Source organism: Burkholderia metallica, from assembly GCF_001718555.1.
Classification (GTDB): domain Bacteria; phylum Pseudomonadota; class Gammaproteobacteria; order Burkholderiales; family Burkholderiaceae; genus Burkholderia; species Burkholderia metallica.
In genome coordinates, this window is the sequence record NZ_CP013402.1 from 835,717 (window position 1) to 847,881 (window position 12,165).

The 12,165-nt window shown below is 68.1% G+C and carries 11 protein-coding genes; 1 reads left to right on the plus strand and 10 read right to left on the minus strand.

Features of this window, described 5'->3' with window-relative positions:
* Positions 1-35 precede the first annotated feature (35 nt).
* The 10 genes from WJ16_RS19545 to rbsK form a co-directional block, all read right to left on the minus strand.
* A complete protein-coding gene (locus WJ16_RS19545) occupies positions 36-491 on the minus strand; it encodes a hypothetical protein (RefSeq protein WP_157126827.1) in 456 nt (151 codons plus the stop codon).
* 227 nt (positions 492-718) lie between these two features.
* Positions 719-1,276 carry an SLOG cluster 4 domain-containing protein gene (locus tag WJ16_RS19550; RefSeq protein ID WP_236858259.1) on the minus strand — a complete coding sequence of 186 codons (558 nt, stop codon included), beginning with the start codon at positions 1,274-1,276 and terminating at the stop codon, positions 719-721.
* Between the two features lie 44 nt (positions 1,277-1,320).
* Complete coding sequence (locus tag WJ16_RS19555; RefSeq protein WP_069258691.1) at positions 1,321-2,568, minus strand: MFS transporter; 1,248 nt, start codon at positions 2,566-2,568, stop codon at positions 1,321-1,323.
* A gap of 299 nt (positions 2,569-2,867) precedes the next feature.
* On the minus strand, positions 2,868-3,197 hold the full coding sequence (locus WJ16_RS19560) for an H-NS histone family protein (RefSeq protein WP_069258692.1): 330 nt from the start codon (positions 3,195-3,197) through the stop codon (positions 2,868-2,870).
* A gap of 327 nt (positions 3,198-3,524) precedes the next feature.
* Positions 3,525-4,874: a reverse transcriptase family protein gene (locus WJ16_RS19565; protein WP_069258693.1), complete on the minus strand. Its 1,350-nt coding sequence runs from the start codon at positions 4,872-4,874 to the stop codon at positions 3,525-3,527.
* A gap of 349 nt (positions 4,875-5,223) precedes the next feature.
* Complete coding sequence (locus WJ16_RS19570; RefSeq protein ID WP_069258694.1) at positions 5,224-6,189, minus strand: dTDP-4-dehydrorhamnose reductase family protein; 966 nt, start codon at positions 6,187-6,189, stop codon at positions 5,224-5,226.
* Between the two features lie 346 nt (positions 6,190-6,535).
* Positions 6,536-6,949: a DoxX family protein gene (locus WJ16_RS19575; protein WP_069258695.1), complete on the minus strand. Its 414-nt coding sequence runs from the start codon at positions 6,947-6,949 to the stop codon at positions 6,536-6,538.
* A 556-nt stretch (positions 6,950-7,505) separates the two neighbouring features.
* The gene (locus tag WJ16_RS19580; protein WP_069258696.1) at positions 7,506-8,450 is read right to left on the minus strand and encodes a dihydrodipicolinate synthase family protein; all 945 of its coding nucleotides are present in this window, start codon (positions 8,448-8,450) and stop codon (positions 7,506-7,508) included.
* 44 nt (positions 8,451-8,494) lie between these two features.
* Positions 8,495-9,814, minus strand: coding sequence for an MFS transporter (locus WJ16_RS19585; protein ID WP_069258697.1), 1,320 nt, complete (start codon positions 9,812-9,814; stop codon positions 8,495-8,497).
* Positions 9,815-9,874: 60 nt separating this feature from the next.
* The gene (gene rbsK, locus WJ16_RS19590) at positions 9,875-10,801 is read right to left on the minus strand and encodes a ribokinase (protein WP_069258698.1); all 927 of its coding nucleotides are present in this window, start codon (positions 10,799-10,801) and stop codon (positions 9,875-9,877) included.
* Positions 10,802-11,042: 241 nt separating this feature from the next.
* Here rbsK and WJ16_RS19595 point away from each other — a divergent pair, with 241 nt between their 5' ends.
* On the plus strand, positions 11,043-12,131 hold the full coding sequence (locus tag WJ16_RS19595) for a LacI family DNA-binding transcriptional regulator (protein WP_069258699.1): 1,089 nt from the start codon (positions 11,043-11,045) through the stop codon (positions 12,129-12,131).
* The last annotated feature ends 34 nt before the right edge of the window (positions 12,132-12,165 follow it).

A 12,165-nucleotide genomic window follows, 5' to 3' on the forward strand; every position in this document is an offset into this window, starting at 1 on the left:
TTGTGGCCGAATCGAGCCCGATGAACTCGCTTCGGCTAGGACCTGTGCTGCATATCACAGAGAAGCGCCGACGCCTCCAGCTCGCGACGAACTTTCCGCAGAAAGCGAATGTTCCGAATGCTCCACCCGAATACAGCTATCATCACTACCGCGATTATCGACAGAGTTAGTGACCGGTCCCAAAAGCCGCGCACTGTCGCGCAAAAAACCAGGATGCTCCACACGCAAAAGAAAATTGCCCCACCTTCGGGCTCGCACACGAGCTCACCGTTCTTATGATCACGCCACCCGATCAAAGTCTGCCAGTTTCCGGTCTCTTTGAGATAGGCGGTAATCGTCATTCCGGATTCGATACGGGGTGCGCCGGGTGCGGCTACGGAGTACTCCTTACGACCTGCATTTTCGAAGCCGAATAGAGTGACCTGCTTGCGGTTCTGCGACGTCTGTACGACACCAAAAACGCGATCCAGTCGCACCGTTTCAAGAGGCATGGCAGTTTTCCCTGTCTTCAGTCTTTTTGCACTCCGCAAGCTGCTTTGGCACGAGAAAGAAGATCATTCACCGCGATAATTGTGTACTCCTATTGCAGCCAAGATAGCACGGAGCCCCTCGTGCCCGGCCGAGAAATCGATCAATGCGGTCCTACCGACTATCCGACGACTCGATTCCTCGTGAATCGCACGTGTAGTGCAAACGCACGGTACCGCCGCCGCGTGATCTATCGCAGCGCCTGCGCCGGCTCCACTACAAACGCATCCTCGACGAACCGGATCACGTCGTCGAGCGACGACGTGCACGCGGCCCCCGCCGCCAGCTCGCGAAACGCGCCGTCCGGCCCGAAGCAGACGAGCGGCTTGCGCCAGCGCTGCGCGAGCGCAATTTCCTCGGCCGTGCCGTGGCCGCCCGGCAGCGCGACGATCAGGTCGCTGCTCAGCACGTTCACGTAGTTGCGGTTGAGCGTGTCCGGCGCGGCGTCCGGCTCGCGGCGCGGCAGCGGCGTGAGGATCGGGATGTCGACGAACGGATGCGGATAGCCGTCGAGCGGCACGAAACCCGCGACCGGATCGGCCTGCGTCGGCAGGATGCCGATCGACCGGCCCGCGCGCCCCGGCACGCCCGCGAACGCGCGCGCGACCGCCAGCATCACGCCCTGCCCGCCGCCCGTGAGCAGGTTGAAACCGGCCTGCGCGAGCCACGCGCCGAGCGGCTCCGAAAACGCGGGCCACGGCTCCTTGCCGGAGCCCATCACACCGATCGTCCTGTTCCTGTGTTGCATCGTGGTTTCCGGTGAAGTCGTCGGGTTGCGCGCGAGCGCCGCGCTCATTCGAGCTCGACGCCCTTGAGCTCGGGAATCAGGAACAGCGTCGCGACCATGTCGAGCACGTAGAGGCCGGCGAGCAGCGCAATGGCCGTCTGGAACGAGTAGTGCGCGGCCAGCGCGCCGACCGCGACCGGGCCGAAGCCGCCGACCGCGCGGCCGATATTCCACAGCACGTTCTGCGCGGTGGCGCGCGCGGCCGTCGGATAGCCTTCCGACATCAGCGTGCCGTAGCCGCCGACCATCCCGTTGACGAACATGCCCATCAGCGCGCCGGCCCACAGCATCGCGGTCGGGTCCGACAGCCGCGCATACGCGATGACCGTCACGACAGCGCCGAACTGGTACAGCAGGAACGTCGGCTTGCGCCCGATGCGGTCGGCCAGTTGCCCGAACACCCAGACGCCGATCATCATCCCGACGACGGTTGCCGCCGTCCACAACCCCGACTTCGTCAACGAGAAGCCCATCTGTTTCGACAGGAAGGTCGGCAGCCAGATCATGATCCCGTAGTAGCCGAAATTCTGGACCGAGCACAGGATCGCGATGCCGAGGCTCGTGCGTGCGGTGCGGCCGTCCGCGACGAGCAGGCGGAAGGCATTAGCTGTCGGCTGCGCCGCCCGCTGCACGAACGCTTCCGGCTCGTGCAGCTTGTTGCGCATCGCCCATGCGAGCAGCGCGGGCAGCACGCCGACCACGAACATCCCGCGCCAGCCGATGTGCAGCAGCAGGAACGGCGTCGACAGTGCGGCCAGCAGCACGCCGGCCTGCCAGCCGAGCGCGACGTAGCACGACACGCGGGCGCGCTTGCTCGCCGGCCACGCTTCCGCCGCGAGCGCCATGCCGATCCCGAACTCGCCGCCCAGCCCGATGCCCGCGATGGTGCGGTACACGAGCAGATCCGCGAAGCCCTGCGCGAACGCGCACAGCCCGGTGAAGATCGCGAACAGCAGGATCGTCCAGGTCAGCACGCGCACGCGCCCGTAACGGTCGCTCAGCGCACCGAACACGACGCCGCCCACGACGGCGCCGATCAGCGTCCACGTGACCAGCGCGCCGCCCTGCCCGGGCGTCAGGCGCAGCGCCGCCGTGATTGCCGGCAGCATGAAGCCGAGGATCAGCAGGTCGAAGCCGTCCATCGCATAGCCGATCGCCGATCCGGCCAGCGCTTTCCACGCATACGCGCCGACCTGCTCCACGCGCGGGGCCGACGGGCCGCCGAGCGCCGAAGATTTCATGTTTGCTGCCATGGTGTCCTGCCACGATTGTCCGGCGACATTTTAAGGCCTGTGCCGGTGCGCGAAAGGCCGGCTGGCCAGCCGCCGGCGCGGGTGCGCGTGCGTGCCGGCATCCGCTTGCGGGACGGCAACGCGGGAACCTGCGGGCAATGAACGGGAGGGGAAAGCGGTGAACCGGTGTCGGCGGCAAGGCCGATGATGTCGCGCTCAGGCCGGACACCGGATGAAACGCGACGGACTGGCGGGGTGTTGCAGCCCGGTCCGCTTGCGCGAACCGGACGGCGCCGGGCGGCCTGGCGGCCCGGCCGGCATCAGCCCTGGTCGTCTCCGGGCCACCAGGTCTTGGCCTCGCGGTCGACGACGAGCGTGTCGAGATCCTTGCCTTCGAGCCATTTCGGCCGCGGGCCGCGGCCCGACCAGGAACGGCCCGTCGTCGGATCGTAGTACTTGGCCGGCGCCTTGCGTTTTCGCTGAACGATATAGCCGAGCGCGCTCAGCACTTCCTGCTGCGAAATTCCCAAAAGCTCGACCTGTTCCTTGAATGCCGCGAGCGCGGCCTGCTTCTCCTTCTGCTTCGCATCCGACAGCTTGATATTCAGGTCCCGAAGTTGTGCTTCGAGTTCCTGCAGGGCCTGGGTCATGTATTCATCCTCTTTGGGCATGTTTTCGCAAAAAGCTCCGATGGCGGAACCTACCACGAAGTTCCGCCGATAGGGGCTGGCAAATATATGAATCGTTTGCCCGAGCCGGCATGGCTTGCGCAATACGCACTAAACGACGTCGCGCGTCAATCAATGACGGACAGGAGCGGGCCGGCAACGCGTAGCCCGCCCGGAGCGAAGGCGCGGCGAACGGCTGCGGCAAACAAGCGCCGCCCCTGGCACGGGCGCGGCATGGCGCGAATGATAGCAGTGCTCGGCGTCGTATTGCAGAAGTCGACGGCCCGCGTCGATGCGACCCCGGAACGCTTACCGGCCGTGGTCGGACGCGTCCCACGCGATCCGCTCGAACAGCGCGCGCAGCCTCGCGCCGCGCGCCGCGTTCAGCGCGGCCGCATGCGCGACGCGCCCGGCGAGATGCGCACGGAAGTCCGGATGCGCATCGCGATTCTGCGACGCCGGGCCGCACCGGATGCAGTTGGTCAGGATGGCCTTCAGGAGATCGAACTCATCGCGCGCCAGGTTCGGGTGACGATTGACGACCACGCCGGCCAGTTGCTGGCGCACGCCGCGCCGCATCACGCGCGTCTTGCGCAGTTGCAGCGCGAAACCTTCCTCGAGCGCGATCGCGGCGACCCGCACCTGCAGCCGCTCGACGTCGCGCGTCAGCGCACCGTCGCCGGAAAACGCGAGATCGTCGGCATAGCGCGTGTAGGTTGCCCCGAGCGAACGCGCGAGCGCGGCGAGCCGCATGTCGAACCGGAACGCGCTCAGGTTCGCCAGCGCCGGCGACGTCGGCGCGCCCTGCGGCAGATGCCGCTCGCGATACCGCTGGCGGCCGATCCAGTCGAACCGGTCGCGCAGGTCCGACGCGAGCAGCCGCGCGGACGGCACGCGGTTAGTACACAGGCCGGTGAGCGTGCGCGCGACTTCGGCCGGATACCCGAGCGTGACGAACAGCGCATGCACGCGTGCAGCGCGGATCGATACGAAGAAATCCGCGAGATCGAAACGGACGACGACGTCGCGATCCGCATGCGGCGCCGCGAACGACACGATGCCATGCCCCTTGCGAAAGCCGTGTACCGCACCGTGCGGCGCGATGCGATCGAGCAGCCCGTGCAGGATGCGGCGCTGCGCTTCGCGCAGCCGGCCTTTCGGAATTTCGACGAGGCGGCTGCCGCCGCTGCGCTTGTCGTGCGCGACGTACGTGTAGTGATGCAGCGGCGAGGCGCTACTGCGCGCGTCGACGCGCCAGTGGTCGGACAGCCAGTCGAGTTCGGGCGCGCTCACGCCGAGCCAGCCGGCAAGGTCGCCGGGCGTCGCCCACTGCGGCACGTCGCAGCCCGCGAGCGGCGCCGGCAGCGGCCGCTGGACGGGCGGGCGCCGCACGACGCGGATCACGGTCGGCCGATCCTCGCGATACCAGGCGCGCACGAACGCGGCCGCGTCGGCCAGAACCGCCGCAAGCGCGTCGATGTCGACGTCGTCCCAGTTTGCGCCGAAGCGGGCGAGCGCGGCGTCCGCACATTCGTGCGCCCACGGCTTCGCGTCGCCGAGTACAGCGGCCATACGCGCGATGACGCCGCCGCGCTCGGGCGGCCCGGCGAGCATCGCCTCGGCAATCGTGCGGGTGGTATCGCGCAGGGATGAATGCATGGAGAAAGATGGGCGGGACGATGAGCCAACGTGACCGGTACTGCGAGGGGTGGCGTTACGCAACGCGCAACCCGGCCCCTTGCGACGCATCGGGGTGTCGATCTGACCCACGGGGTAGCCCCGTAGTCCTGGAACATCGGCTGCCTGTTCCGGGCGTGTGCTTGACCCACCGGCCCGCGATGCGACTTTAATGGGCGCGAATGCGGCGTGTCAAACTGGGCGGCGATCCGGCGCCGGCGCGGCGCACCGGCCTGATGGTCCGCGAAGCGAGATCGCGCGTGCCGGCCACACAGGCCACGCGGGCGACACGAGTAGCACGGTCAACACAGGCCGCGATTTGCGCCCGATCCTAAAGCCCCTGCGGCGCATCGCGCAGCACGGCGCGCAGCGCGATGTCGAACGGCGTCGCGTGATCGATCCCGGCCGCACGCAAGCGCGATGCGTCCAGATGGCAATCGTACGGACGCGGCGTCGCGTCGGTCGGCTGGTCGATCCGCGTGAGCTTGGCTTCGATGCCGAGCGCGGCCGCGATCCGCTGCGCGATGTCGTACTTCGTCATCGGTTCTTCACCCGACCAGTGGCGAAGGCCCGTGATCGACGCGCCCTCGAGATGCCGCAGCGTCAGGTCGCGGATGACGTCCGCGACGTCCGGCGTATACGTCGGGTAGCGGATCGCCCATGCGTCCATGCCGACCGCGTCGGCGCCCGGCTGCGCGGACGCGACGATCGCCGGCACGAGGCTCGTGACGGCCGATTCGCTCCAGTCGACGATCGGGCCGTAGAGCAGCGGCAGGCGCAGCACGCACGACAGCGGCGACGCGGCGAGGAGCGCCGCCTCGCCCTCCAGCTTCGTGCGACCGTAGATGTTCAGCGGATTCGGCGCGTCGTCCTCGCGGTACGGGGCCGCGTTGCCGTCGAAGACGTAGTCGGTGGAGATGCCGAGCGTCCACGCGCCGTGGCGCGCGGCGAGCGCGCCGATGCGGGCCGGCGCGGTGACGTTGATCGCGCGTGCGCCGGCAGGATCGCGTTCGCAGACGTCCGGGCGGCGCTCGGCCGCACAGACGATCACGGCGGCCGGGCGGCGGGTGGCGAACAGGTGGTCGAGGGCCGGCTCGTCGAGGACGTCGAGTTCGGCGATGTTCTCCGGGGGCAGCGCGATGCGTTTTGCGCCTGCGCGTTGCGGGTTGCGGATCGTCGCGACGAGATTCAACGACGATTCGCGGGCCAGCGACGCGGCAACCGCGCGGCCGAGGAGGCCGGCGGCGCCGATGAGGAGAACGGTCGGGTGATCGGTGGACGTGGTCGGGTTCGGCATGGGGGGCAATTCGGGTGACTGAGGGGCGCGCGAAGTCGCAAGCGACGTTCGGGCGACGGTCGTGCGGAGCATAGCCGAGTATGACAGCCGGCAGACCGTCCTGGCAGATCGAAGCCCCTCGGCAACGGACGTGCGTCACGTTCGCCCGCCTGCGAACGGTGTCCGACACGGCGCACGCCGTCCGTCGGGACGCCGCCGGGCGGGCGGCGTCGGCACAGCTCGTGGTCGCGCTTGTGCACGCGATGGATACCCGGCGCCGCCGCGCCTTGGCCATCGCCAGAAAAGCAAAACCCGGTGCACTTCCGCGCACCGGGCCCGTTACATCGGCAAGAAACGCCGCCCTGTGTTACTTCCGGTCGAGCGAGTAGCGGCCCGGCCCGGTCAGCGCGAGCAACAGCAGCCCGCCGATGATGCTCACGTTCTTGTAGAAGTTGATCATCGCCATGTACTGGTCCATCCCCTGCAGCGCCCAGTAGCGATGGCCGATCAACGCGGTCGCGAGCGTATAGGCGGCGAACACCAGTGCGAGCGGACGCGTATAGAAGCCGATCGCGATCAGCAGGCCGCCGGCCAGCTCGACCGCCACCGCGATCGCGGCCGCCAGCTCGGGCGCCGGGTTGCCCGTCGACGCCATGTACGCGACCGTGCCCGAAAAGCCGTGCAGCTTCTGCCAGCCGAACAGCACGAACAGGATCATCATCAGCACGCGAGCCGCCAGCAGCAGCTCGTTTTTCTTCGATTCCAGCGAAACGTAACGCATGACACTCACCCTTGAATTGACGGTTTGATGCATCCGGTGCCGATACGCGCCGCATCGGCGCGCCAGGTCGGCAACGAACCACTCCTCGCGCAATCGGACAGCAGGCCGGCTGGCCCGCCGCCGAAGAATCCGTCCGGTCGCGCCGTTCATGGCGCGCTTCGGTTCGGTTCTGGCGAAGCACGGATGCAAGTCTACTGTCTCCCGTAGGATCATCAATCAGTCAGAACATGATTTGCTGTCTCGATTAAGTTGACAATCGGAACCGGCTGGTCAGTGCAGCGGCCTTGCTGCGACAGGCGGCTTAGCCGCCTTCGACAGCATTGAAAATCCCGATGGATTCCGCATCGCACGTTCGGCCCGAACACCGCGCCGGGTTCACATCATCCGGGGCATGGCCGATATACGCCCTAGCGCCGCTTGTCGCAACGCATCGCGACGAGTCGACCGTGCTTGCAGCCACCACGCGGTCCAGACGAACCCGCGCGAAAGCGGCCATCCGTCCAGCACGCCACCCCACCCCGCGCGGCAAACCTCGAACGGCGCACCGCATCCCCCGTTACGCAGCGATCCGTCGACGGAAATGTTCGGTCCCGGCCACGATCTTGTCGAGCACCGCATCGAGCGCCCAGAACCGTTCACGCACGTCGTAGTCGATCGCGCGGCAACGAATCGACGCGAAGGTGCCGATTCGCTGGTGATAGAGCTTCGCGAGCGCCGGATACCCGAGCGCCTCCGACACCGCCGAAACGACGAGGAACGTCGAGAGCTCGTCGGCCAGCGCCGGATTCTTATCCCCTTGCGTGCGCAACCACTGGTACAGGTCCGGATGAAAGTTGGTGAACACGCCGTTGAAGCCGGCGGAACCCGCCTTCATCGCTTCCCGGGCAATCGCGGCGTTCGCGTTGAGGATCTTCAGCGGGGAGCCCTCGGCGAGCGCGACCCGCCGCTTCACCGTCTCCAGGTCGCAGCTCACGTCCTTGAGCATCACGAAGCGACCCGTGTCGATGCACGCACGCAGTTCGTCATCCGAAAGAAGCCGCCGGTAAGGCGCCGGACACTCGTACAGCCCGAGCGGGAGATCCGACGGCAATCGCGCGAGTAGCCGATGAAGATGGTCGAGCAACGCGGCGCTGCCCTTGCGCTGCGGATCGAGCCGGTTGGTCACGAGCACGACGCCCTGCGCGCCCGATTCGGCCGCCGCGCACAGCTCGTCGACCTGCGCGTCGAGATCGTCGCTGATGTGCCCGGACGCGACGACGGGCACGCGCCCGGCCACCCGTTCGACCACGAAGCGCGCGAGTTCCGCGCGTTCGGCCAGACTCAGGAACTGCATCTCGCTCGACTGCGCGACCGCGAACAACGCATCGGCGCCGTGCGCCAGATACCATTCGATGAGCCGCTCGAGCCCGGCGTAGTCGATCGCGCCGGCGTCGTCGAACGGCGTCAGCATCACCGGGACGATGCCCTCGATGGTCACGTTCGATTGCTGCGGATGTTGCATCTGTTTCTCCTTGCTTCAGTGAATGCGGCGCGCATACCGCGTGCTCAGGCCGGCAACGGCCCGGGCGCGGCGTTCGCGGCCTGCTCCGGAATCGGCTTGCGCACCAGCAGCAGGTACGCCATCGCGCCCGCGAACGCGATCGCCGCGGCCGTCAGCAGCGCCGGCACGAACGACCACTTCTGCGCAATGATGCCCGTCAGGATCGGCGCGAGCGCGCCGCCGATGAAACCGCCGAAATTCTGGATCGCGCCGAGCGACGCGATGCGGCTCGGCGGCGCGGCCGCCGTCGCGAGCGCCCACGAGCAGGCCGACGCCGCGTTGGCGAGAAAGATCACGACCGAAATGCAGGCGAGCGCGACCGTGTTGCTCTGCACGAGCGCGGCGGGAATCGTGAACGCGACCATCCCGAGCATCGCGACCACCACCGCATTGCGCCGGCTCACGACCGGCGAACGGCTGCGGCGCGTGACCAGATCCGACAACCAGCCGGCCAGCAGCGAGCCGACGAATCCGCACAGGAACGGCACCGACGCGGCGAAGCCGGTTCGGATCAGGCTCATGTGCCGCTCCATCGTCAGGTAGCCCGGCAGCCAGGTCAGGTACACCCAGTTCAGGTAGACGGAACCGAAATAGCCGATCAGCATCCCCCAGGTCGTGCCGTGCGAGAACAGGCCGCGCCATTCGGCGAACGTCAGCTTCGGCGCCGCGACTGTGCTTTGCGCGTCGGCGTCGAGATAATTGCGCTCGGCGGCAGTCAGTTGCGCGCGCACCGGATCGCGGTACAGCGCGAACCAGACGACGGCGACGACGAGACCGGCTGCGCCCGTCGCGATGAACGCCCAGCGCCAGTCGAACGACGCGACGAGGACCGACAGCAGCAACGGTGCGAGCGCGGTGCCGAGCGGCGACGCCGCGTTGAAGATCCCGGTCGGCGTGCCGCGCGCGCGCAGCGGAAACCAGTTGCTCACCACCCGCGCGGCCGACGGGAACTGCGGTGCCTCGCCGATGCCGAGCACGATGCGCGCGATGATGAACCAGCCGAACGTCGACACGATGCCGCCCGCCGCCTGCGCGAACGACCACACGATCAAGCCGATCCCGAGCAGCCGGCGCGGCCCGATGCGGTCGACCAGCCCGCCGACCGGAAACTGGCACAACGCATAGCTCCACGAAAAGGCCGACAACAGCAGCCCCATCTGGGCGAGCGACAGGCCGAGATCGCCGCGGATCGCCGAGCTTGCGACGGCCAGCGTGCCGCGATCGAGGTAGTTGACGATCCCGCTCACCATCAACAGCGCGAGCGCGATACGTTGTCCGCGCCGGATACGTGGCGGTGCGGGCGGAACGGTCGGGGTTTCGTTCATTGCGGTTGTCTCCATGTCACTGGTAGCGGCCGGTTCCGGCCTGTCCGTCTGATGCGGAATTCAGGATTCCACGCGCGCCACTTCGTCGCGCGTCGGGATCGAGGTCTGCGCGCCGTAGCGCGTCACGCTGATCGCGGCGGCGCGCTGGCCGAAGCCGATCGCGTCGTTCATCGATGCGCCGCCCGCGCGGGCGGCCGCGAACCCGCCGACGAACGTGTCGCCGGCCGCGGTCGTATCGACTGCGACCACCGGCATCGCCCGCAGACGGCCGTTGCCCGCACCGCCGCGCCAGCACACGCCGCGCGCGCCGAGTGTGACCAGCACGTTGCCCACGCCCTTCGCGCGCAGCGCCTCGGCGGCACGCACGGCGGACGCGTCGTCGCCGACGGCGATGCCGGTCAGCGACTCGGCTTCGGTTTCGTTGACGACGAGGTAGTCGACCCGTGCCAGCAGCGCGTCGAACAGCGGCTGCGCGGGCGCGGGATTGAGCAGCACCGGCGTGTGGTGCGCGGATGCACAGGCAATGGCGCGCGCGACCGTCGTCACCGGCACTTCGAGCTGGCACACCAGCATCGTGGCCCCGGCGATCGCTTCGCGCGCCACGTCGATCCGGTCGGCATCGAGCCGCGCATTCGCACCGGGCACGACAACGATGCTATTCGCGCCGCCTTCGTCGACCGTGATCGTGGCCACCCCGGTCGCCGCACCGCCGATTCGGTCGAGATGCGTCAGGTCGATGCCCTCTGCCGCCAGCGCGTCGTGCAGGCGCGCGCCGAACGCGTCGTCGCCGACACAGCCGATCATCGCGACCGACGCGCCCAGGCGCGCGGCCGCGACCGCCTGGTTCGCCCCCTTGCCGCCGTGAACGGTCTGGAAATCCGTGCCGAGCAGCGTCTCGCCCGGCACCGGCAGGCGCGGCGCGCGCGTGACGAGGTCGATGTTCACGCTGCCGACGACGGCGATACGAGGTGGGTAGGCGTTGCTCATTTCCGAATGTAACCGCTTACATTTTCGATCGACAAAACGGCCGGAGCGACCGTCGTCGATACAAATTTCACGATATGGATAGAATGCAGGACTGACATAATATGGACGCACGTCAAGATAGCGCTTACATTCTCACAGGGTCTCGCGAGAATGCAAGCGGTGCCACCATGAATCGAGGGTAAACAATGACGCATTTGACCACGCGTGGCGCCGCCACCGCCGCCACGCCGGGAGCCGGCCGATGAGCAGCACGCCTCCGTCACGCGGCGGCGCGCCCCGCGCGCGCCGCGGCAGCGGCCGCTCGGTGCTCGGCGATGTCGCGAAACTGGCCGGCGTGTCGACCGCGACCGTCTCGCGCGTGTACAACGATCCCGGCAAGGTGTCGGCCGACGTGCAGCAGCGGGTGCACGACGCGGCGCGCACGCTGAACTGGATTCCGAACGCGGCCGGGCGTGCGCTCGCGTCCACGCGCACCCATATCACCGGCGCGATCATTCCGACACTCGACGACCAGGTGTTCGCATCGCAGGTCGCGGGCATGCAGACGGTCATGGCCGAGCATGGCATCACGCTGTTCCTCGGCTGCTCGAACTACGATCCCGCGCAGGCGCTGGCCCAGGTGCGCGCGATGCTGTCGCGCGGCGTGGAAGCCGTGTCGCTGGTCGGCGAAGCGTATCCGCCGGAACTGTTCGAACTGCTTGCGATGCACCGCGTGCCTTACGTCGTCACGTATGCATATCGCGACGACAGCCCGCACTGCTGCATCGGCTTCGACAACCGCGCGGCGTTCGCGCGGCTCACCACTCACCTGCTCGACCTCGGCCACCGCGATTTCGCGATCATCATGCAGCCGTCGGCGGACAACGACCGCGTGCAGGCCCGCCTGCGCGGCATTCACGACACGCTGGCCGCGCACGGGCTCGCGGTACGCCCTGTCCATCAGCACGAAGGCGCGGGCACGATCGCGTTCGGGCGGGCGAGCCTGCGCGCGATCGTCGGCAGCGACGCGACCACGCGGCCCACGGCCGTGATCTGCGGCAACGATGCGCTCGCGCTGGGCGCGTTGCTCGAGGCGCAGGCGCTCGGCATCGACGTGCCCGCACAATTGTCGATCACGGGGTTCGACGATATCGCGCTTGCGCGCGAGATCCAGCCGCCGCTGACGACGATGTGGGTCGACACCGACGCGATCGGGCGCCAGGCCGCTCAGGCCTTGCTCGACGCGCTCGAAAACGGCGCAACGGGGCCCGGTCATGCGGTGCAGCCGGAGTTGCGCACGCGGGAATCGGTTGCGGCGCCGGCGCAGGCGCGCGCAGCGCGAAAGAAATGAAGGTGCGCCGGGCGGCTTCAGCCGCCCGGCCCGC